This is a genomic window from Pseudarthrobacter sp. R1 (assembly GCF_024494415.1).
Classification (GTDB): Bacteria; Actinomycetota; Actinomycetes; order Actinomycetales; family Micrococcaceae; genus Arthrobacter.
In genome coordinates, this window is the sequence record NZ_JAMKFI010000008.1 from 598,356 (window position 1) to 620,709 (window position 22,354).

Here is a 22,354-nt window from a genome sequence, read left to right on the forward strand (position 1 = left end):
GCTTTACAGCGGCTGGTCGCGGGCAGCGGCCAGCCGTTTCCTGGCGCCTTCCAACCATTCCTCGCAGCGGGCGGCCAACGCTTCGCCGCGTTCCCACAGCGCCAGGGATTCCTCCAGGCTGGCTCCTCCGGCCTCCAGCCTGCCCACTACGGCGATGAGCTGCTCGCGGGCTTCCTCATAGCTCAGCGCTGCGACGTCGTTTCCTGGCTTTTGCTCAGTCATTGGGTTCTCCGGTTTCCGATGTGTGCTGGTCAAGCCTGCCCGTGGACGTGGCGCCGAAACGGCCTTCCGCCACCCGGACCGAGAGCGGCGTTCCCGCCGGCGCCTCCGCCGGGCGGCGCACCACGGCGTGCCCTGAGCTGGCGGAGCGTGCTGCCAGTGCGTCGGCGAGTTCGACGACGGCGTACCCCCGGTCGAGCGTCTTCTGCGGGGACAGCGCGCGTACCTGGGCCTTCAGGTGCTCCAGCTGGTCGGCAGCCCGCACCACGGTGGAGCTCACCGCCGCGGAGGACCTTCGGAGCAACCGCTCAATCTCCTCGGAGCGGTTGGTCACCATGCCTTCGGGTGCAGCCATCACGGGCCTTGAGTGAAGGGAAGCCAGGCGGTCCGATTCCCTGTCCACGAGGCGCTCCATGCACCGGCGCAGCTGCTCCCGGGCCTGGCGGACCCCTGCCAGTTCTTCGGAGACTTCCGGCACGATGCGCTTGGCGGCGTCTGTGGGAGTGGAGGCGCGCAGGTCGGCGACGTCATCCAGCAGGGGCCTGTCCGCCTCGTGGCCGATGGCACTCACCACGGGAGTGGAAGCGGCTGCCACGGCCCGGATCAATTCTTCGCTGTTGAAGGGCAAAAGGTCTTCCAGAGCGCCCCCGCCGCGCGCGATGACAATAACGTCCACCTCCGGGCGGGCGTCCAGGTCCCGCAACGCGCGCACCACCTGGTAGACAGCCGTATTTCCCTGGACGGCAACCTCACGGATTTCGAACTCCACTGCGGGCCAGCGGAGGGCGGCATTGCGGAGGATGTCCTTTTTGGCATCGGAGTCGCGGCCGGTGATGAGGCCTATGCGATGCGGCAACAGGGGCAGCGGCTTCTTGCGGGAGTCGGCAAAGAGGCCTTCGGCGGCGAGGGCCTGGCGGAGCCGCTCGATCCGGGCAAGGAGGTCGCCCAGGCCCACCGGCCTGATATCCCTGACCAGCATGTTCAGCCGGCCCGTTTTGATCCAGAACTCCGGCTTCAGCAGGGCCACCACCCGGGAACCGCGTTCCAGCGGTAGGTTCTGGCGTTCCAGCACCTTGGTCCACACCGAGGCCGGCAGCGAAACCTCCGCGTCAACATCCCGCAAGGTCAGGTACGCGTTGCTGCCGCGGCGGTTCAGTTCGATGACCTGGCCTTCGACCCAGGCCGACGGCGTGCGGTCGATGTGGGCTTTCAGCTTCTGCGAGAGGAGCTGCAGCGGCCATGGGTTGTCCGGGGTGGTTTCGGCGGCCGTCGCCGGGAGGGTGGTGGGTGCAGCCAGTTGCTGGCCGGGGACCGGGAGTGAGGCCTGTTCAGACATGCGAAGTCCCTTGCGGGGCTGGAGCTGAGGGCATGGGGTCCTTCGTCTGTTGTGCGGCGGTCATTCAACCTTATCCATAAGCTGTAGCATCCGGGACTGACAGTGGCCGGCCGGGATGCCCGCCTAGGATGGGTTGACCGCCATCGACCTGAAGGACCTGCTGTGCGCACTTTTGTTTCCGCTGCTGCTACCGTGCTGGCCGTACTGCTCGCTGCCGTGGCAGTTCCGGCCATCTGGCTGGACCGCAGCATTGTCCAGGAGCAGGGCTTCGTGGAACTGGCGGCACCGCTGGGCAGGAATCCAGAGTTCCAGCAAGGACTGGCAGCGGCTGCCATCGGCACGATCGACACCAGCGCGGTCCCGGGCTTCCTCTCGGACCTCGTCCGGCCGGTATTGGAGAACGCCGCGGCGTCCCTGACCGGTCTTCCCGGCTACCCCGCTGCCTGGGAAGAAACGCTCCGCAAAAGCCACCGCCTCAGTTTCGCGGGCACAGACGCCAACAATCCTGAAGCTGCATCCGCTTCATCCCTGACCCTCGACGTCGCGCCCCTGGTGGCACTGGGCTCCGAGGAAATCTCACGCGCCACCAGGCTTCCCCTGGACCCGCCGGAGCAGACGCTTATTAATGTCGGCCAGCCGGAGCACAAGGAATGGACGGAGCGCCTGCGCACCTTCGCTCCCGCCGGTTACCTGCTGGCCGGGGGATCTGCCGTGGCGCTGCTCCTGGCCCTCGTTGCCGCCCGCCGGCGCTGGACGGTGCTGGTGGCCGCAGGAGTTGGCGCGTTGTTGCTGGCAGCTCTCTGGACGTTGGGCGCGCAGGCAGGTTCCGCTGCAGTGCTGGCTACGGACAGCGGTAACGAGGTGGCGAACATGTTCAGGAATGAGTTCGTCGCGGCGGCCTCCGCCGACTTCCAAACATGGACCTTGGCCGCGGCAATCACCGGAGGGGTACTGGTGCTGGTGGGAATTGTGGCGGGCCTCATACCGCGAAAGCGGGCGCGGGTAACCCGGTAGAATCAAATAATGACCCCCTCAGCTGTTTCCCTTTCGATGCCCACAATCCCGCGTAGGCGCCGCTCTCCTGAGGAAGTAGCTGCTGCAGCCCCCGTCTCCGGAACCAAGAAGGTGCTGCTCGCTGCTCCCCGGGGATACTGCGCCGGTGTTGACCGTGCCGTCATCGCCGTTGAGAAGGCCCTGGAACACTATGGCCCTCCGGTGTATGTGCGGAAGCAGATTGTGCACAACGTCCATGTGGTCAGCTCCCTGGAGGAAAAGGGCGCCATCTTCGTTGACGAGACGGACGAAGTTCCGGAGGGCGCGCTGGTGATTTTCTCTGCCCACGGCGTATCGCCGGCGGTGGTCCAGTCCGCTGAGGACCGCGGCCTGCGCACCATTGACGCCACCTGCCCCCTCGTGACCAAGGTCCACAAGGAAGCCGTGCGCTTCGCGAAGGACGATTTCGACATCCTGCTGATCGGCCACGACGGCCACGAGGAAGTTGAAGGCACTGCAGGCGAAGCTCCGGAGCATATCCAGATCATCAACGGTCCGCACGAAGTGGACAAGGTGACGGTGCGGGACCCGGAGAAGGTCATCTGGCTGTCACAGACCACCCTCAGCGTTGACGAGACCATGGAAACCGTCCGCCTGTTGAAGGATCGGTTTCCCACGCTGCAGGACCCGCCCAGCGACGATATCTGCTATGCCACCACCAACCGCCAGGTGGCGATCAAGAAGATTTCCCCCCAGGCAGACCTGGTCATTGTGGTGGGCTCGGCCAATTCCTCAAACTCCGTGAGGCTGGTGGAGGTTGCCCTCGAATACGGTGCCAAGGCCTCCTACCGCGTGGATTTTGCCAATGAGGTTGATGAGGCCTGGTTTGAAGGCGTCGCAACGGTCGGCGTGACGTCCGGCGCCTCCGTACCCGAGGTGCTGGTGCAGGACGTGCTGCGCCTGCTGGCCGACTACGGCTACGGCACCGTTGAGGAAGTCGTCACGGCCGAAGAGGATCTCCTCTTCTCGCTGCCTAAGGAGCTTCGGGCAACCCTGAAGCAGGCCGGCGATGTCAGTCGTGCCCTGGGTGGACGCCGCCCGCGGAGCTAGGAACGCCGGCGTCGAAGCTGGGAGCACAGTGAAGTGAGGAGCCTGGCAGCTGCGGCTGCCAGGCCCTTTCCTTACGCCGGATTACTGACCCTGGGAGTTCTTACCCCGAAGCTCTTTCCCTGGAGGCGCCCTCAGGCGGCCTCGTCCTCGCTTTGAAGTTCAGGGGCGGCCAGCGTGCGCGGTGTGACCTCTACAACCGGAGGAGTCATCAAGCCCGATTCCTCCAGGCTGTTCAACTTCCTGGCAGTGGGAAGGACACGCGCTTCCAGGGTGCCCACCATGGAGTTGTACCGGTCCACGGACGTCTTCAGCGACGACCCCAGCTTGCTGACATTTTCGCCCAAGGTTCCCATCCGGTCGTACAGCTGCCTGGCGAGGTCGAACAGCTCACGGGCGCTGTCAGTCAGGACGTCCTGCCGCCAGGTGAAGGCCACAGATTTCAGCACAGCCAGCAGCGTGCTCGGCGATGCCAGCACCACGTTCCTCGAGAGCGCATGGTCAAGGAGTTCGGCATCAGCCATGAGCGCTGCGGCCAGAATCGATTCGGCCGGGATGAAGCAGATCACCAGCTCCGGTGAGTTGCCCGGGATGTCCCAGTATTTCTTGTTGCTCAATGAGTCCACATGGGCCCGCAGCGCCTTTGCGTGGGCAGCCAGGAGCCCCTGCTGCGAGCGGCGGTCTGTGCTCACGGACAGCCCGGGCTGGCCCGCCCGGGACTCCATGGATGCGCCGAGCTCCTGCGCCTCCAGATAGGCCGACAGGGGGACTTTTGCATCAACCACCAACTGCTTTTCGCCGGGCAGCTGGACCACGAGGTCCGGGCGGACGGAAGACTCACCGCCGGTGCTGTGGACCTGTTCGATGAAGTCGACGTGCCGCAGCATCCCGGAGGCCTCCACCACGCGCCGCAATTGGACCTCTCCCCACTGCCCGCGCGCACTGTTGGACCGCAGGGCGGACTCCAGGGCATGGGTGGACCGGATCAGCTGCTCATCCGAAAGCCGGGCTTCCTGCAGTTGCTGGGCCAGCTGGCCATACTGTTCCAGCCTGTCACGCTCCAGGAGCGCCACCTGCTGCTGCACTGCCGTCAGCTTCTCGGCCACCGGCGCCAGGGCACGGAGCACGCTGCCGTCCTGGGACCGTGATTCCCCCAACTCACGGTTCTGTGCAGCCAAAAGGCGGCGTTCCGCGTCGGCCGCGGCAAACTGTGCGCTCACCTCCGAAAGCCGCGACGACACGGCGTCGAAGTCCTCTTCCACGGCGCGGCTGTTCTTCCGCAGCGCAAAGTAGGTGGCTGCAGCGCCCGCAAGGGCGCCCAGTAACAGCATGAACAAAGCCAGTATCAGCGCAAAAGCATCCATGTGCTCACTGTCGCACGGGGCTGTGACATTTCCCGGAAGCGACATTTCCGCCCGCCGGCCGGGAACCCCTTGGCGCCTGCTGCGGGTAGAATCAATGCTCGTGGCTCTTACTATTGGCATCGTCGGACTGCCCAACGTCGGCAAATCAACCCTTTTCAACGCACTGACCCGCAACCAGGTGCTGGCGGCGAACTACCCGTTCGCCACCATCGAGCCCAACGTTGGCGTCGTGAACCTGCCCGACCCCCGCCTTCAGAAGCTGGCTGAGATCTTCGGTTCGCAGCGCCTCCTGCCGGCGCCGGTGTCGTTCGTCGACATCGCCGGAATCGTTAAGGGCGCATCCGAGGGCGAAGGCCTGGGCAACAAGTTCCTGGCCAACATCCGCGAGGCTGAAGCCATTGCCCAGGTAGTGCGCGTGTTCGATGACCCCGATGTTATCCACGTGGATGGCAAAGTGGACCCGCGCTCCGACATGGAAACCATCAACACCGAGCTCATCCTGGCCGACCTGCAAACCATCGAGAACGCCATTCCGCGGATCGAAAAGGAAGTCAAGATCAAGAAGCGGGAAGCTGCGGAGCTTGCCGCCATCAAGGCAGCCCAGGTGGTTCTGGAACGCGGCGATACCATCTTCTCTTCCATCAAGAGCGACAAGCTGGAAATGGAACACCTCAAGGAGCTCGGCCTCCTGACGGCAAAGCCGTTCATCTACGTCTTCAACGCCGACGAAGCCATTCTGGGCAGTCCCGAAAAGCAGGAGGAACTGCGGGCCCTGGTTGCCCCGGCGGACGCCGTTTTCCTTGACGCCAAGCTCGAAGCCGACCTCGTGGAACTTGACGAGGAAGAGGCCCGCGAAATGCTGGAAATGAATGGCCAGGACGAATCCGGACTGGACCAGCTGGCGCGGGTCGGCTTCCACACGCTGGGGCTGCAGACCTACCTCACGGCCGGCCCCAAGGAAACCCGTGCCTGGACTATTCGCCAGGGGGATACTGCACCGCAGGCAGCAGGGGTAATCCACTCTGACTTCCAGCGCGGCTTTATTAAGGCCGAGGTGGTGTCCTTCAACGACCTGGTGGAAGCCGGGTCCATGGCCGAGGCCAAATCCCGCGGCAAGGTCAGGATCGAAGGCAAGGAATATGTCATGGCCGACGGCGATGTGGTGGAGTTCCGCTTCAACGTCTAGCCCACAGAATTTTTAGATGGGCCCATCTCTGTCAGTGCGATGGGGGGCATCTTCCAACTCAAAAGGCTGTGTCACGGGCCAGCGGCGTGACCTAGGATCTACCCATGACGACTCTTCGGGGTGCGGTTGTTCTGGTAGTCGGCGCCACCGGCGGGCTTGGTTCGCGCATCGCTGTCCAGCTGGAGAGTAACGGCGCCATCGTCGCCCGTTCGTCAAAGTCTGCCGGGCATGATCTGCGCGCACCCTCCGTGATCCAAAAGGTCCTGGATGATACGAATGCGCAGTACGGACGCCTCGACGGGCTAGTGGTTGCGTCCGGGGTCGTCGCCTTCGGCGCCGCATCAGACCTTGAACCCGCCACCGTGGACGAACTCTTCGCTGTGAATACGACGAGTCCGATCCAGCTCATTACCCAGAGCCAGCCCTACCTCGCGGCCTCGGCACGTGAGGGCCGGGAGCCCTTCGTGGTCACACTAAGCGGCGTTGTCGCCGAGGCACCCGTCGCCGGTCTGGCGGCATACTCGGCGTCGAAGGCTGGGCTCGCGGCCTTCGTTGTCGCAGCGGCGCGCGAGTATCGCCGCGCGGGCATCCGAATCATGGACGCCCGCCCAGGCCACACTGGCACCGCCTTGTCCGACCATCCGATCGCCGGGTCAGCGCCGCAATTCGGCGCGGGGCTCGATCCAGACCTGGTTGCAGCGCGAATTATCACCGCGATCGTCGATGGCGAGAAGGATCTGCCCAGCACCGCCTTCTAAGCTCGGCCGAGTCCTCTAACTGAGCGCCAAAGAAGCTAATGGACCGGCGAAGCGATGGACCCGGACAAGCGGCGGGAGCATCGCCGTCGTGCTGAAACGCTGCTCGGCGACGGGCAGGAGGCAACACGGCTGCTGCGGACGGCACCGCGAAACAAGGGGCCGCACGCCTTATCCTGAGTACAGGGCGTGATCCTGGCAGTTCCAGGAGCCCCTCCCGCAGAAGGAAAACAAGGAGGCGGCATGCCCGTCAGGCGTCTGATGCAGGTCATCACCACGGCACTAGCGGCTGCCCTGGTGCTTTCGGGCTGCTCGGGCGGGGGAGGTCCCGCCCCCGTGGTGGTGGGTGAGGCGAAACGGGGTGGCAGCGCCACCGTTGCCGAGGTCAACGCCTTCTCGTCCTTCAATCCGTACAGCACTGATGGCAACACGGACATCAACTCCAAGGTCGGGCACATCACGCACTCAGGGTTCTACTACCTGGATGACTCGTCCACGGTGGTGCGCAACGAGAAGTTCGGCCGCTTCGAAAAGGTGTCCGACCAACCGCTCAAGGTGAGGTACACCGTCAACGAGGGCGTCACGTGGTCTGACGGTGAAGCGATCGACGCCGGCGACCTCCTGTTGAGCTGGGCTGCCGGCTCCGGATACTTTGACGACGCCGATCCACTGGCCGGAACCGGAACCAGGTATTTCTCCACCGCCGCCGATACCAGCGGGCTGGCGGGAACCGTTCTTCCCGAGATCGGCGAGGACGGGCGTTCCATCACCCTGGAGTACGAGGTGCCGTACGCCGATTGGGAAGTAGCGTTCGACGTCGGCCTGCCGGCGCACGTCGTGGCCGCGAAGAGCGGCCTGAACGATGAGGAAGACCTCATCGACCTGGTCAAGGACTCACCTCGCGGGGATGTCGAAGAACCGGCGGTCAATACGGCCCTGAAGCAGGTCAGTGACTTCTGGAACTCCGGTTTCGACACCAAGGGCCTTCCCGATGACCCCTCGCTCTACCTCTCCAGCGGACCGTACATCGTCCGGGACATCGTCCCCGAGGTTTCCATGAAGCTGGTCCGCAACCGCGACTACGTCTGGGGCCAGGAACCGTGGCTTGATGAGATCAACATCCGGTTCACCGGAGCAATGCCGGCGGCTTTGGATGCCCTCCGGAACGGGCAGGCGGACATCATTTCGCCCCAACCCTCTGGCGGCACCGACAATCTCTTCACGGGCCTGGCTGAACAGGGCATCAGCGTTGAGCGTTATAACCAGTCCGGGTATGACCACCTGGACCTCAGCTTTTCCGGTCCCTTCGCCCGGGACGGCGTACGGGAGGCGTTCCTCAAAACGGTCCCGCGGCAAGCCATTGTCGATGCCGTCGTCGGGGACCTGCTGCCGGATGCAAAGCCCCTCGACTCGCATGTGTTCCTGCCCGGGCAGCCAAAGTACGAAGATACCGCGAAGAATAACGGATCCGCGGATTACGCCGAGGTGGACATCGAGCGTGCCAAGGCGCTCCTTGATGGTGAAACTCCCACCGTCCGGATCCTCTACAACCGCGATAACCCCAACCGCGCCCGGGCTTTTGAGCTGATCCGGGACTCGGCAGCCCTGGCCGGCTTCCAGGTTGTCGACGCCGGACAAGGCAACGCTGACTGGGCCAGGGCCCTCGGAGGCGGCGGGTACGACGCAGCGCTGCTCGGCTGGATCGGCACCGGGGTGGGCGTCAGCCGGGTTCCGCAGATCTTCCGCACCGGCGCCGGCAGCAATTTCAACGGATTCTCGGACGGCGACGCCGACAAGGCGATGGAAGAACTCGCCGGGACCACTGACCTGGCAAAACAGGACGAGCTCCTGGCGGAAATCGATAAGCAGGTATGGGAGAACGCTTACGGGCTCCCGCTGTACCAGACAGTGGGCACAACAGCCTTCAGCGCCCGGATTGCCGGTGTTAAGCCAAGCCCGGGCCCCTTGGGCGTCTGGTGGAATGTCTGGGACTGGCGGCTGGCCTAGGGCCTGATTGACTACCTGCCGCAGGGTGCGTGGGGCGGTTCACATTTCCGATTCGCAGTTACGCCTACCGGCGAGTAGCATGTGACTTGCACAACTTCCGTTGACCGACTAGGCGTTCAGTTCGAGCCGGTCACGGTTTGGCAACGGAGTACCAGCATCTGGACTTTGTGCGGTTAGGCTACTCGTATATGTAGGTTGCGTCACAGTTGAAAGCTGCGTCTCGCCTGCGGGGAAGCACAAGATTCCCCTCGTTTTCTCCCACAACTCATAGGAGGCGGAATGCGTTTTGCGCGCACTTCCAAAGCACTGGGCATCGTGGCAATCGCCGCACTCGCCCTGACCGGCTGCGGCGCTGGAGGCGGCAGCAATGACGGTGCCAGCCAGTCGGCCGGCGACCCCAGTAAGGTCATCACCGCCTACAGCAACGAACCACAGAACCCGCTGCTGCCGGCAAACACCAACGAAGTTTATGGCGGCCGCGTCGTCGAACTTCTCTTCGAAGGCTTGACCAGCTACGACCCCAGCGGGCAGTCAGTCAACGCCCTGGCCGAGTCCATCGAATCCCCGGACGGCCAGAACTACACCATCAAGGTGAAGAGCGGCACCAAGTTCACTAACGGTGAGGAAGTTACTGCCAAGAGCTTCGTCGACGCCTGGAACTTCGCTGCACTGAGCACCAATGCCCAGGCCAACAGCAGCTTCTTTGAGTCGATTGAGGGCTACGACGCCGTCAGCGCCACCAAGAAGGAAGGCGAGACCGAGGTCCCCGCCCCCACCTCCCAGACCCTCTCGGGCCTGGTCCTCAAGGACGACACGACCATTGAGGTCAAGCTGACCCAGCCTGAGGCCGACTGGCCGCTGCGCCTTGGCTACACCGCCTTTATGCCGCTTCCGTCCCAGGCGATCGCCGATCCGAAGGCCTACGGCGAAAACCCGGTAGGCAACGGCCCGTACAAGATGGCCAAGGAAGGCGCCTGGCAGCACGACAGCCAGATTGAACTCGTCAAGAACGAGGACTACGCCGGCCCCCGTGAAGCGAAGAACGGCGGCGTAACCTTCAAGTTCTACACCGATCCGGCTCCCGCCTACACCGACATCCAGGCCAACAACCTGGACGTTACCGACGTCCTTCCGACGAACGCCTTGAAGACCTACACCACGGACTTCCCGGAGAACCACCTGAACAAGCCGTACGCCGGCAACTCCACCCTGAACATCCCGGGCTACCTGCCCGAGTTCCAGGGCGAGGCAGGCAAGCTGCGCCGTCAGGCAATCTCCATGGCGATCAACCGTGACGAGATCACCAAGGTGATCTTCAGCGGCACCCGCATCCCGGCCAAGGACTTCACCTCCCCGGCAGTGGATGGCTACAACGACAACGTCGCGGGTTCCGAGGTCCTGAAGTTTGACGCCGCAAAGGCAAAGGAAGCCTGGGACAAGGCCAATGCCATCAGCCCCTGGCCCGCAGACAAGACCCTCCAGCTCGCCTACAACACCGATGGCGGCAACAAGGAATGGATCGACGCTGTTGCCAACAACCTGAAGAACAACCTGGGTATCCAGGCCGAAGGACAGCCGTTCGCCAAGTTCGCTGAGATCCTTGACCTCCGCAAGGCGCAGACCCTTCCCGGCTTCACCCGGGCAGGGTGGCAGGCCGACTACCCGTCGCTCTACAACTTCCTCGGCCCGCTCCTGAAGACCGGTGCCAGCGCCAACTACGAGGGCTACTCGAACCCCGAATTCGACAAGCTCCTCGATGAAGGACTGGGTGCCAAGTCCACGGACGACGCCAACGCCAAGTTCACCGAGGCCCAGGAGATCCTGTTCCAGGACCTGCCCAACCTCCCGCTGTGGTACTCCGCCCGCCAGGTCGTGTGGAGCCAGAACGTGACGAACGTGGACAGCGGCTGGAACGGTGTCATTCAGTACTACAACATCACCGCGAAGTAGTTCTGAGACCGTCCAACTCAACTAGCTAGTGGGGGCCCGGCAACAGCCGGGCCCCCATAGCCTTGATACCGGCAGGAAGCTGTCCCACATGAATTTCCCCACATCTCCAAAGTCTTCGGAGGGTCTGCTGTGATCCAGTTCATTCTCCGGCGACTGCTCCAAGTCATCCCCGTTTTCCTGGGCACAACCCTGCTGGTGTACTTCATGGTGTTTGCCCTTCCAGGGGATCCCATCAGGGCACTCTTCGGAGACCGCCCGCCGAGCGAGGCTGTCATCGCAGCCCTCCGCCAGCAGTACAACCTCGACCAGCCGTTCTGGGTCCAGTACGGCTTGTTCCTCAAGAACCTCTTCACGTTCAACCTGGGCGTCGACTTCACCGGCCAGCCCATCGCGGCGACCCTTGGCCGGGTCTTCCCCGTCACCGTGATGCTCGCCATCGAAGCGCTGGTTATCCAGGCCGTGTTCGGCATCGGCTTCGGCCTCATCGCCGGCCTGCGCAAGGGCAAGATCTTCGATTCGTCAGTGCTGCTCGCCTCGCTTGTTGTCATCGCCATTCCCATCTTTGTCCTCGGCTTCGTGCTGCAGCTGGTCTTCGGCGTATACCTTGGCTGGGCCAAACCCACGGTGGGCACGGACGTCAGCTGGGGTACTTTGCTGCTTCCGGCCTTCGCGCTGGCGCTGGTGTCCTTCGCCTACGTGCTCCGCCTCACCCGGGCATCGGTGATTGAAAACTCAACGGCTGATTACGTCCGCACCGCGACTGCAAAGGGGCTGTCCCGGCCGCGGGTAGTGATGGCGCACATCCTCCGCAACTCGATGATTCCCGTTGTTACCTACCTGGGCGCCAGCCTCGGCGGTTTGATGGGCGGCGCCATTGTTACCGAAGGCATCTTCAACGTTCCCGGCGTGGGGCAGAAGCTCTACCAGGCAATTCTCCGCAGCGAAGGCCCAACAGTCGTCGCCATCGTGAGTGTGCTGGTGCTGGTCTTCGTTATCGCCAACCTGCTGGTTGATTTGCTGTACGCCTGGCTTGATCCGAGGATTCGCTATGAAAAGTAACCAAGACACCACGCATTTCGTTGCCCCCATCGAGGAAACCCCTCTGCTGGCGACGGATGCTGTTAAGACGGACCAAGCCCCGCTGAGCCTGTGGGCAGACGCCTGGCGCAAGCTCCGCCGTCGTCCGCTGTTCATCGTCTCGGCAGTGATGATCCTGGTCATCCTGGTTGTGGCGTTCTTCCCGGGCCTGTTCACCCAGACGGCGCCCAACGACAACTGCCAGTTGGCCAACTCGGACGGCGCACCTTCCGCCGGCCACCCGTTCGGGTTCACCTTCCAGGGCTGCGACGTATACGCGCGCGTCATTTACGGCACGCAGGCTTCCGTCATGGTTGGTGTCTTCGCCGTCATCGGCGTGCTCATCATCGGCGTGACCCTCGGCGCGCTTGCGGGTTTCTACGGCGGGTGGGTCGATTCCGTCATCGCCCGCCTCGGCGACATCTTCTTCGCGCTTCCGCTGGTGCTCGGCGCCCTGGTTGTGACCCAGTTGCCGTTCTTCCGCGAAAACAAGAGCGTATGGACGGTCATCATGATCATCGTGCTGCTCGCGTGGCCGCAGATGGCAAGGTTGACCCGCGGGGCGGTGATCGAAGTCCGGAATGCGGACTTCATCACGGCCGCCCGTTCGCTGGGCGTGTCCAGGATCCAGAGCCTTATCAAGCATGTCCTGCCCAACGCCCTGGCCCCCATCATCGTGCTGGCCACCATGGAGCTCGGGGTGTTCATCGTGCTGGAGGCGACGTTGTCGTTCCTCGGCATTGGGCTCCCCGGCAGCATCATGTCCTGGGGCAATGACATCTCTGCGGCGCAGTCGTCCATCCGTACCAACCCCGCAGTACTGCTGTACCCGGCTGCCGCACTGTCCATCACCGTCCTGAGCTTCATCATGCTGGGCGACGCCCTGCGCGATGCTCTTGACCCGAAGAGCCGCCAGCGATGAAGGAGGCACACGTGACTACATCCGATGTCACTATTACTGAAGCCGGAACACCCGCAGACCGGCCGCTGCTGGAAATCCGCGACCTCGCCATCACGTTCAACACCAGCAACGGCGAAGTCAAGGCTGTCCGCAACGCGCACCTGACCATCATGCCGGGTGAAACCGTGGCCATCGTGGGCGAGTCAGGGTCCGGAAAGTCGACCACCGCCCTGGCTGCGATTGGCTTGCTGCCCGGCAACGGGCGGGTCTCCGGCGGACAGATCCTGCTGGACGGGGAAGACATCTCGCACGCGCCCGAAAAGCGGATGATCGAACTGCGCGGCAACACCATCGGCATGGTGCCCCAGGACCCCATGTCCAACCTCAACCCGGTGTGGAAAATCGGCTACCAGGTCAGGGAAACGCTGCAGGCCAACGGGCGTCCCAGTGGCCCGGAGGACATTGCCAAGGTCTTGTCCGAAGCCGGGCTGCCGGACTCCCACCGGCGCGCCAAGCAGTACCCCCACGAGTTCTCCGGCGGTATGCGCCAACGGGCCCTGATCGCGATCGGCCTGTCCTGCCAGCCGAGGCTGCTGATCGCCGACGAACCCACGTCAGCACTGGACGTCACGGTGCAGCGGCAAATCCTGGACCACCTCGAAGGCATGACCTCCGAGCTGGGCACAGCTGTCCTGCTGATCACCCACGACTTGGGCCTCGCGGCTGAACGCGCGGACAAGGTTGTGGTGATGTACCGCGGGCAGGTGGTGGAGTCGGGGCCGTCGCTGGAGCTGCTGCAGAATCCGCAGCACCCCTACACCAAGCGGCTCGTCGAGTCTGCGCCCTCCCTGGCCAGCCGAAGGATCCAGGTTGCAAAGGAACAGGGCGTGGAAGCGGCCGATCTGCTCGCTCCGGCCGCCGAGGCACTTGCCGCCGACAACGTCCTGCAGATCCAGGACCTGCGGAAGGTGTACAAGCTTCGGCAGGGCCTGGGGAAATCGTCGGACTTCGCGGCCGTGGACGGCGTAAGCTTCGACGTCCTCCGGGGAACCACGACGGCGATCGTGGGGGAGTCGGGCTCCGGCAAGTCCACCGTGGCCAAGATGGTGCTCCAGCTCGAGAAGCCCACCGACGGCAAGATCCTTTTCGACGGCGTGGACACCTCGCTGCTGAAGCCTTCGGAGTTGTTCAAGTTCCGGCGCCGGGTCCAGCCCATCTTCCAGGATCCGTACGGCTCCCTGGACCCGATGTACAACATCTTCCGGACCATCGAGGAGCCGTTGCGGGTCCACAAGATCGGGAACAAGGCCAGCCGGGAGAAGAAGGTCCGTGAACTGCTGGACCAGGTGGCGCTGCCGCAATCCACCATGCAGCGGTACCCGAACGAGCTCTCCGGCGGGCAGCGGCAGCGCGTCGCCATTGCGCGGGCACTCGCCCTGGACCCTGAAGTCATCATCTGTGATGAAGCAGTTTCCGCCCTCGACGTGCTGGTCCAGGCCCAGGTACTGAATCTGCTGGCAGATCTTCAGTCCAACCTTGGGCTGACCTACCTCTTCATCACCCACGACCTCGCGGTGGTGCGGCAGATCGCGGACCACGTCTGCGTGATGGAGAAGGGGCGTCTGGTGGAGACCGGATCAACGGACGACGTCTTCGATGCGCCGCAGCAGGAGTACACACAGGCACTGCTTAACGCCATTCCCGGCGCAAAGCTGATGCTGCCGCCGGAAGTGGCTTAGCAGCCCTTCTTATTCACCGGTTGGAGCCGGAGCCTGCCGGCTCCGGCTCCAACTGCTTTCACCCTGCCCGAGTTCCGGCTTACGCTCCAGGCCCAGGTCCCGCAGCCTGCGTTCCAGGAGCGCACCGAGGGCCTGCCGGCCGCTGGGATTCATGTGCACGGCATCGGCGAGGTCCTTGGCCAGGCCGTACCTGGTGAGCCAGTCGCCCACGGAGACGAAGGGCAGGCCATGCGCGGCGGCCACCGATCCCAGCAGGGCGTCAACTTCCGTGCGGCGGCCGCCCCCGTTGTTTTCGCCCCGGGCCAGGGTTCCTATCATCGCCATCGGGGTTCCCGGATAGCGTGCCTGCAACTCCGCAATTAACCGGCCGGCATTGCCGGTGATCTGGCTGTCGGATACCCCGCTGGAGGCGTCATTGCCGCCGCCCTGGATAACGATCAGCGCGGGAGTACCGGAGGGAATCAGCCAGTCACCCCGCAGGAGGGCGTCGATATAGTTGCCTGTCTTCCCGTTGGCTGACACGAATCCGGTGCCGGCCTTCCCGCCGAAGTACACCTCGTACCCGGCAGCAGCGAGGCCTTGGCGGGGCCAGCCGTCTGCCGGTTCCGACTGCGAATCCCCGATCAGGAGGACGGTTTTGCTGATATCGGGGACGACGGCTTCGAACCGCCCGTTAGCGGGGTTCAGGACGGGGAAGCCGCCACGCAACTGACCGCCGGGTGCTCCTTCGGGACCGGCGGCCGCAGCGGCCGGGGGAGGATTTCCTAGGGCTTGCCCGGACAGGCCGCACCCGGCGAGGGCCAGGACACCGGATAAGGCAATAACCGCGATGCCGCCCGACGCGGCAGAACGGGTCTGGGCCAACGCAGGCGGGGCTTTGCGCATCTGGTGTCTTCCGGGCTTGCAGGTCTGTCAGAGCAATCATGTTCCATGCCAACCTGTATGGCCAGTGATATTGCCCACAATTTCTGCTGCGGCGCAACGCCGGGGTGCGCCGGGACCCGCACGCCGCCGGAAAAATTTAGGCCAATAAATGGCACAGAGGCTAGACTTGGGGAAGGTGCCCTGTGCTAAGGGCCTGATCCGTCGTGCGTTCCAGTTGGAAATGTCGCGATACAACAGCTGACTTTCACCACTGAATCGAGCCATTACGCATGTCTGAAACCACCACCAACACCGCGGTAGCCACTGCATCACGCAGTGACCTCCGCAACGTCGCGATTGTGGCCCACGTTGACCACGGCAAGACCACGCTGGTCGACGCCATGCTCAAGCAGACCAACTCCTTTGCCGAGCACAACCACCTCGAAGACCGCGTGATGGACTCCGGTGACCTCGAGCGCGAAAAGGGCATCACCATCCTGGCCAAGAACACCACGGTGGCCTACAACGGTCCGTCCTCCAACGGCCAGACCATCACCATCAACGTCATTGACACCCCCGGCCACGCCGACTTCGGCGGTGAGGTGGAGCGCGGTTTGTCCATGGTTGACGGCGTCGTCCTCCTCGTTGACGCTTCCGAAGGTCCGCTGCCGCAGACCCGCTTTGTGCTCCGCAAGGCCCTGGCCGCCCACCTGCCCGTCATCCTGCTGGTGAACAAGACCGACCGTCCCGATGCCCGCATCGAGGAAGTGGTCCACGAGTCCATGGACCTCCTCCTGGGCCTGGCCTCTGACCTGGCCGACGAAGTTCCGGATCTGGACCTGGACAAGATCCTCGAGGTTCCCGTCGTCTACGCTGCCGCCAAGGTTGGCCGTGCGTCCCTGGAGCAGCCCGCCGACGGCACCGCGCCGGAAAACGAGGACCTGGAGCCGCTCTTCAAGACCATCATTGAGCACATTCCGGCTCCCACCTACAACCCGGAAGGTGTGCTGCAGGCGCACGTCACCAACCTGGACGCCTCGCCGTTCCTCGGTCGCCTGGCACTGCTGCGCATCTACAACGGCACCCTGCGCAAGGGCCAGACCGTTGCCTGGGCCCGTGCCAACGGGGAGCTCAAGAACGTCAAGATCACCGAACTGCTGGCCACCAAGGCCCTGGACCGTGTCCCGGCCGAATCCGCCGGTCCCGGTGAGATCGTCGCCGTCGCCGGTATTGAGGACATCACCATCGGTGAGACCCTGACCGACGCCGAGAACCCGCAGCCGCTGCCGCTGATCACCGTGGACGATCCCGCGATCTCCATGACCATCGGTATCAACACCTCGCCGCTGGCCGGCAAGGTCAAGGGCGCCAAGGTCACGGCCCGCCAGGTGAAGGACCGCCTGGACAAGGAACTGATCGGTAACGTCTCCATCAAGGTTCTCCCCACCGAGCGTCCCGACGCCTGGGAAGTACAGGGCCGTGGCGAGCTGGCCCTGGCCATCCTCGTTGAGCAGATGCGCCGCGAGGGCTTTGAGCTGACCGTGGGCAAGCCGCAGGTTGTCACCAAGACCATCGACGGCAAGATCCACGAGCCCATGGAGCACATGACCATTGACGTGCCCGAAGAGTACCTCGGCGCCGTCACCCAGCTCATGGCCGCACGCAAGGGCCGCATGACCAACATGGCCAACCACGGCACCGGCTGGTGCCGGATGGAATTCATCGTTCCCGCCCGTGGCCTGATCGGCTTCCGCACCAAGTTCCTCACGGACACCCGCGGCGCCGGTATCGCAGCCTCCATCTCCGAGGGCTACGAGCCGTGGGCCGGCCCCATCGAGTACCGCACCAACGGTTCCATGGTCGCCGACCGTGCCGGCGTTGTAACGCCGTTCGCCATGATCAACCTCCAGGAGCGCGGTTCCTTCTTCGTGAAGCCCACCTCGGAGGTTTACGAGGGCATGATTGTCGGCGAGAACTCCCGCGCCGACGACATGGACGTCAACATCACCAAGGAAAAGAAGCTCACCAACATGCGTGCAGCCTCCTCCGACACGTTCGAGAACCTGACGCCCCCGCGCGACCTCACCCTCGAAGAGTGCCTCGAATTCGCCCGCGAGGACGAATGCGTCGAGGTGACCCCGGAGTCCATCCGCATCCGCAAGGTGATCCTGGACACCAACGAGCGCGCCAAGGCCAACCGCGCCCGCGCAAAGGTCTAGCAACAACGGCCCTGAAGGCCAATGAAACTGCCGGGACGGCAGGCGGATTTCCCGCCGTCGTCCCGGCTTTTTCTTTGCCTCCTGAGAGGTGGGGCGCAGCCGGCCCCGCTTATGCCTGCGCACTCATTCCCGCCGTCGATGCGCTGGGACGCTCCATGCGCACCGAACTCCGCCTGCACTGCATTCGGCGGTTGTCCACATAGGCGTTCCCCGCGGCTGTGCCGTCTTCCCTGAGCGGGCAGCATGCCCTTATGCGAACTATCACTGATGCGCTGGCCGAAATGGGGGGAGTTGCAAGCACCAGCTCTTTGACGCAGGCCGGTCTCTCCCGCCGGAACATTGAAGCGGGTTTGCTTGACGCGTCCGTCCAAAGGGTGGCGCGCGGCGTGTATGCACTGCCCGACGCCGACCCTTGGCTAATCCATGCGGGCCGCCATCATGCGGTGCCAGGCTGCGTCACGGCCGCCTTTGCAACAGGGCTGTGGGTTGTTCGCAGGCCTGACAAGCCGCACCTTGCTGCGCGGCACGGGAAGCCGATTGAGGGTTGCGTGGTGCATCGAAGCGGCGTTCCACTGACGCACCTGGATCTTGTGTGCCAATCGCTGCGTTGCCTGCCGCCGCTGGAGGGGCTGACCATCGCGGAGTCTGCAGTCAAGAAGGGGTTGGTTCACCTTTCAGATCTGCGCGGCCGGTTTCCGGCTGCACGGGAAATGGCCTTTCTGGGGCTGGTGGCAAGAATCCGGCCCCAGTCCGGGTCGATCATCGAGACCATGGCCCGATATCTGCTGGAAGAGGCCGGGCTGACGGTGGAGCTGCAGGTCAACATCCCCGGGATGGGCCATGTGGACCTCCTGGTTGACGGCCTGCTGGGCATTGAGACGGACGGTTACGCCTACCACAGCAGCCGGGCAGCCTACCGGGAGGACAGGCGGCGGTGGAACCTGACTGTTGTCCGGGGTGTTCCCACCCTGCGTGTGACCTTTGAGATGCTGCTCAGCGAGCCCCGGGAGTTCGTGCGGATGGTGCATCAGGCCCTTGCCACGTACCGGCCTGCGCACTGAAGCCCGGGTTCCACCCGCAGAGGCAGCCCCTGCGCAGTGAAATGCCCTTATGGCGCGGTCCGGCGACGCGGCTCCGGTGCCGGCGGGACTTCCTTGGCTGCCACAACCTCGCGCAGGGGGATAACGACGTCGGCCTGCCGCGTGCGGACGGTGCAGGCACCGGCGTCGCACATCACCAGGTGCCCCAGCGCGTCCGTGAAGCCGCCGTCGATGCGGTAGCGCACCACCACGCGGGTGCCGGGTGCGGCGGCGGCAAGGAATCCGGCGGGTGTGGGGGCGGGCAGGTTCACCACTTCATACTAAAGGGCTTCACACAAGGCCACCGGCTAGGTTCGCGGGAACCGGCCGGGAGATAATAGGCTCAGATGTCAGGGTCCGGCCATAGTTGCCGGATGCAAGAACCGGCGGGTCGCCGGAACCAACGTGGAGAGGCCAGGGACGTGACGTACGTAATCGCGCAGCCGTGTGTAGATGTCAAGGACAAGGCATGTATCGAAGAATGCCCCGTCGACTGCATCTACGAAGGTGAGCGTTCGCTGTACATCCATCCGGACGAATGCGTCGACTGCGGGGCATGCGAGCCTGTCTGCCCCGTTGAGGCCATCTACTACGAGGATGACACCCCGGATGAGTGGGCCGACTACTACAAGGCCAACGTGGAGTTCTTTGACGACCTCGGTTCTCCGGGCGGTGCCGCCAAGGTCGGGAACACGGGCAAGGACCACCCCATGATCGCCGCGCTGCCGCCGCAGAACCAAGACCACTAACGCAGGCAGGACTGGTGACCGCAGCAGTGAATACGTTCGGCCTTGACCTGCCCGACTACCCGTGGGAGGCCATGGCGCCGTATCTCGCCACGGCTTCCGGGCACCCCGGCGGGGCGGTCAACCTGTCCATCGGCACGCCGGTGGACCCCACTCCCGCCTTGATCCAGGACGCCTTGAAGGCCGCCGCGGATGCCCCCGGGTACCCCACCGTCCACGGCACCCCCGCGCTCCGGGAAGCCATCGCAGGATGGTTTGAACGCCGCCGTGGCGTGGCCGGTCTTGATCCCCGCAACATCATGCCGACGGTGGGCTCCAAGGAACTCGTGGCGTGGCTGCCGCTGCTGCTGGGGCTGAAGCCAGGCGACGTCGTCGTGCGGCCCAAGGTTGCCTACCCCACGTACGACATTGGCGCCACCCTCGCCGGCGTTACGTCCGTTGCAACCGACAACCTGGACGAGCTCGACGACGCCACCCGCTCCCGGGTCCGCCTGATGTGGGTCAATTCACCGGGCAACCCGACCGGCAGCGTACGGGGAATCGACTCTTTGAAGGCGCTGGTGGCGCAGGCCCGGAACATCGGGGCAGTGGTGGCCTCGGACGAATGCTATGCCGAACTTGGCTGGGGCGACTGGGACGTCCAGCGCGGCGGCCAGGCAGTTCCGAGCATCCTGGACCCCAGGGTTGCGGGCGGATCCCACCAGGGCCTGCTGGCTGTGTACTCGCTGAGCAAGCAGTCCAACGTGGCAGGCTACCGGGCAGCGTTTGTGGCCGGCGATCCGGACCTGATGCCCAACCTGGTGAACAGCCGCAAGCACGCTGGCATGATCGTGCCCTACCCCGTGCAGGAGGCCATGCGGGTGGCACTGGGCGACGACACACACGTTGAAGCCCAGAAGGACCTGTACCGCGGACGCCGCGAACGGCTGGTTCCGGCGCTGCTGGACTTTGGGCTGGAAATCAAGGAATCCGACGCCGGACTGTACCTCTGGTCCACGGCGGGGGAGGGCACCTGGGACACTGTGGGGCGTTTGGCGGAGCGCGGCATCGTGGTGGGCCCGGGCGTCTTCTACGGCGAGGCCGGCAACGGCTATGTCCGGGTAGCCCTCACCGGAACCGACGAACGGGTCGACGCCGCCGTCGCCCGGCTGGCCACCACATCGTAACAATGCTGTGACTCGCGCCACATCGGGTGGGTTTTAGGCCGGTTTTGAACGTCGCGGATTAGTGGCACCCGCCAAGGAGCGGTAGCTTTTTAAGTGACTATCAATGGTGGCTTTCTACAAGAAGGCAGCCCGGGTGTTGGAACCTGTGTTCTCAGGCTTCGTGCGCGGCTCACCTGATGTTGGATCAAGCTTTCGACAGAGGCCCAGACGCCTCATGAAGGGGACTCCATGACTGAGACCAACAATGCTGCGACCCTGCACCACGCAGGAGGCGAGCTCAAGCTGCCGCGCATCCAGGTTGTTGAAGGAAACGAGGGCTACGACGTTTCCAAACTGCTGAAGCAGACGGGCGCAGTCACCTTTGACCCCGGCTTCATGAACACAGCAGCCACCACCTCGGCTATTACCTACATCGACGGCGATGCGGGCATCCTGCGTTACCGCGGATACCCCATCGAGCAGCTGGCACAGCACTCCAGCTTCCTCGAGGTGTCCTACCTGCTGATCTACGGCAACCTGCCCACGCCCACCGAACTGGACGAATTCGACCAGAAGATCCGCCGGCACACGCTGCTGCACGAAGAGCTCAAGGGCTTCTTCGGCGGATTCCCCCGCGACGCGCACCCTATGCCCGTCCTGTCTTCGGCCGTTTCCGCGCTGTCCACGTTCTACCAGGACTCGCTGGATCCCTTCAACGCCGAGCAGGTGGAAGTTTCCACCATCCGCCTGATGGCCAAGCTCCCGGTTATCGCGGCCTACGCCCACAAGAAGTCCATCGGCCAGCCCATGCTGTACCCGGACAACTCGCACAACCTCGTGGAGAACTTCCTCCGGCTCAGCTTCGGCCTTCCGGCCGAGCAGTACGAGGTTGACCCCGTCGTCGCGAAAGCGCTGGACCTCTTGCTGATCCTGCACGCGGACCATGAGCAGAACTGCTCCACCTCCACGGTGCGCCTGGTGGGCTCTTCCAACGCCAACCTGTTCGCGTCCGTCTCGGCCGGCATCAACGCGCTGTTCGGGCCTGCCCACGGCGGCGCCAACGAGGCTGTGCTGAAGATGCTCCGCCAGATCCAGGCCGAGGGCACCAAGCCCGAGGACTACATGGAAAAGGTCAAGAACAAGGAAGACGGCGTCCGGCTCATGGGCTTCGGACACCGCGTCTACAAGAACTACGATCCGCGCGCCAAGATCGTCAAGGCTACCGCCCACGAGATCCTCACCAAGCTCGGCGGCAACGACGAACTGCTGGACATCGCGCTGCGCCTGGAAGAGAAGGCGCTGAACGATGACTACTTCATCCAGCGCAAGCTCTACCCGAACGTGGACTTCTACACCGGCCTCATTTACAAGGCCATGGGCTTCCCCGAGAAGATGTTCACCGTGCTCTTCGCCATCGGCCGCCTCCCCGGCTGGATCGCGCAGTGGCGCGAGATGATCAGCGACCCGAACACCAAGATCGGCCGCCCGCGGCAGCTCTACATCGGCGAGCCGGAGCGCGACTACCCGGCCCGCTGATCCCCACCGGCTCCCAAGCCTCGCAGGGCCACTCCGGCTCCCGACCCTCGCAAGCTCGGGTCGGGTCCCTCGCCGAAGCGGATCCACGGTTGGGGGCCCGCGCCGGCGTGGCCCCCACGACAGCGAACGGC

At 64.2% G+C, this 22,354-nt stretch carries 19 protein-coding genes; 14 read left to right on the forward strand and 5 right to left on the reverse strand.

What is annotated here, in order from left to right; all coding sequences use genetic code 11:
* Positions 1-3 precede the first annotated feature (3 nt).
* Positions 4-222, reverse strand: coding sequence for an exodeoxyribonuclease VII small subunit (locus tag M8J71_RS13630; protein ID WP_163162100.1), 219 nt, complete (start codon positions 220-222; stop codon positions 4-6).
* Positions 215-1,555 carry an exodeoxyribonuclease VII large subunit gene (gene xseA / locus M8J71_RS13635; RefSeq protein WP_256248400.1) on the reverse strand — a complete coding sequence of 447 codons (1,341 nt, stop codon included), beginning with the start codon at positions 1,553-1,555 and terminating at the stop codon, positions 215-217. Before xseA ends, M8J71_RS13630 begins: the two co-directional genes overlap by 8 nt.
* A 162-nt stretch (positions 1,556-1,717) precedes the next feature.
* On the opposite strand from xseA, the gene M8J71_RS13640 reads away from it, so the two are divergent.
* Entirely contained in the window at positions 1,718-2,569 is an 852-nt protein-coding gene (locus M8J71_RS13640; protein ID WP_256248401.1) for a hypothetical protein, read from the forward strand.
* Positions 2,570-2,578: 9 nt separating this feature from the next.
* Entirely contained in the window at positions 2,579-3,658 is a 1,080-nt protein-coding gene (locus M8J71_RS13645; protein WP_163162106.1) for a 4-hydroxy-3-methylbut-2-enyl diphosphate reductase, read from the forward strand.
* 131 nt (positions 3,659-3,789) lie between these two features.
* On the opposite strand, the gene M8J71_RS13650 is transcribed toward M8J71_RS13645, so the two are convergent.
* The gene (locus M8J71_RS13650) at positions 3,790-5,019 is read right to left on the reverse strand and encodes a DNA recombination protein RmuC (RefSeq protein ID WP_256248402.1); all 1,230 of its coding nucleotides are present in this window, start codon (positions 5,017-5,019) and stop codon (positions 3,790-3,792) included.
* Between the two features lie 100 nt (positions 5,020-5,119).
* Here M8J71_RS13650 and ychF point away from each other — a divergent pair, with 100 nt between their 5' ends.
* From ychF to M8J71_RS13685, 7 genes are all read left to right on the forward strand, one after another.
* On the forward strand, positions 5,120-6,205 hold the full coding sequence (ychF, locus tag M8J71_RS13655; protein WP_256248403.1) for a redox-regulated ATPase YchF: 1,086 nt from the start codon (positions 5,120-5,122) through the stop codon (positions 6,203-6,205).
* Between the two features lie 104 nt (positions 6,206-6,309).
* Positions 6,310-6,963, forward strand: coding sequence for an SDR family NAD(P)-dependent oxidoreductase (locus M8J71_RS13660; RefSeq protein WP_256248404.1), 654 nt, complete (start codon positions 6,310-6,312; stop codon positions 6,961-6,963).
* Between the two features lie 240 nt (positions 6,964-7,203).
* Positions 7,204-8,967, forward strand: coding sequence for an ABC transporter family substrate-binding protein (locus tag M8J71_RS13665; RefSeq protein ID WP_256248405.1), 1,764 nt, complete (start codon positions 7,204-7,206; stop codon positions 8,965-8,967).
* A gap of 279 nt (positions 8,968-9,246) precedes the next feature.
* A complete protein-coding gene (locus M8J71_RS13670) occupies positions 9,247-10,917 on the forward strand; it encodes a peptide ABC transporter substrate-binding protein (RefSeq protein WP_256248406.1) in 1,671 nt (556 codons plus the stop codon).
* A gap of 129 nt (positions 10,918-11,046) precedes the next feature.
* Positions 11,047-11,976, forward strand: a complete 930-nt coding sequence (locus tag M8J71_RS13675) for an ABC transporter permease (RefSeq protein ID WP_256248407.1) — start codon at positions 11,047-11,049, stop codon at positions 11,974-11,976.
* Positions 11,966-12,916, forward strand: a complete 951-nt coding sequence (locus M8J71_RS13680) for an ABC transporter permease (RefSeq protein WP_163162120.1) — start codon at positions 11,966-11,968, stop codon at positions 12,914-12,916. The genes M8J71_RS13675 and M8J71_RS13680 overlap by 11 nt, the downstream gene beginning before the upstream one ends.
* Positions 12,913-14,634 carry a dipeptide ABC transporter ATP-binding protein gene (locus tag M8J71_RS13685; protein ID WP_305479270.1) on the forward strand — a complete coding sequence of 574 codons (1,722 nt, stop codon included), beginning with the start codon at positions 12,913-12,915 and terminating at the stop codon, positions 14,632-14,634. The genes M8J71_RS13680 and M8J71_RS13685 overlap by 4 nt, the downstream gene beginning before the upstream one ends.
* A gap of 9 nt (positions 14,635-14,643) precedes the next feature.
* Here M8J71_RS13685 and M8J71_RS13690 read toward each other — a convergent pair whose 3' ends face one another.
* Complete coding sequence (locus M8J71_RS13690) at positions 14,644-15,519, reverse strand: SGNH/GDSL hydrolase family protein (protein WP_256248409.1); 876 nt, start codon at positions 15,517-15,519, stop codon at positions 14,644-14,646.
* 269 nt (positions 15,520-15,788) lie between these two features.
* Between M8J71_RS13690 and typA the strand changes: the two genes are divergently transcribed.
* Entirely contained in the window at positions 15,789-17,717 is a 1,929-nt protein-coding gene (gene typA, locus M8J71_RS13695) for a translational GTPase TypA (protein WP_256248410.1), read from the forward strand.
* A 251-nt stretch (positions 17,718-17,968) separates the two neighbouring features.
* Positions 17,969-18,778 carry a hypothetical protein gene (locus tag M8J71_RS13700; protein ID WP_256248411.1) on the forward strand — a complete coding sequence of 270 codons (810 nt, stop codon included), beginning with the start codon at positions 17,969-17,971 and terminating at the stop codon, positions 18,776-18,778.
* A gap of 47 nt (positions 18,779-18,825) precedes the next feature.
* On the opposite strand, the gene M8J71_RS13705 is transcribed toward M8J71_RS13700, so the two are convergent.
* Entirely contained in the window at positions 18,826-19,071 is a 246-nt protein-coding gene (locus tag M8J71_RS13705) for a putative acetyltransferase (protein WP_374114845.1), read from the reverse strand.
* Positions 19,072-19,218: 147 nt separating this feature from the next.
* On the opposite strand from M8J71_RS13705, the gene fdxA reads away from it, so the two are divergent.
* From fdxA to M8J71_RS13720, 3 genes are all read left to right on the forward strand, one after another.
* Positions 19,219-19,545 (forward strand): ferredoxin, encoded by a 327-nt coding sequence (gene fdxA / locus M8J71_RS13710; protein ID WP_050685972.1) that lies wholly within the window; start codon positions 19,219-19,221, stop codon positions 19,543-19,545.
* Between the two features lie 14 nt (positions 19,546-19,559).
* Positions 19,560-20,708 (forward strand): succinyldiaminopimelate transaminase, encoded by a 1,149-nt coding sequence (dapC, locus tag M8J71_RS13715; RefSeq protein ID WP_256248413.1) that lies wholly within the window; start codon positions 19,560-19,562, stop codon positions 20,706-20,708.
* A 228-nt stretch (positions 20,709-20,936) separates the two neighbouring features.
* Positions 20,937-22,223, forward strand: a complete 1,287-nt coding sequence (locus M8J71_RS13720; protein WP_256248415.1) for a citrate synthase — start codon at positions 20,937-20,939, stop codon at positions 22,221-22,223.
* The last annotated feature ends 131 nt before the right edge of the window (positions 22,224-22,354 follow it).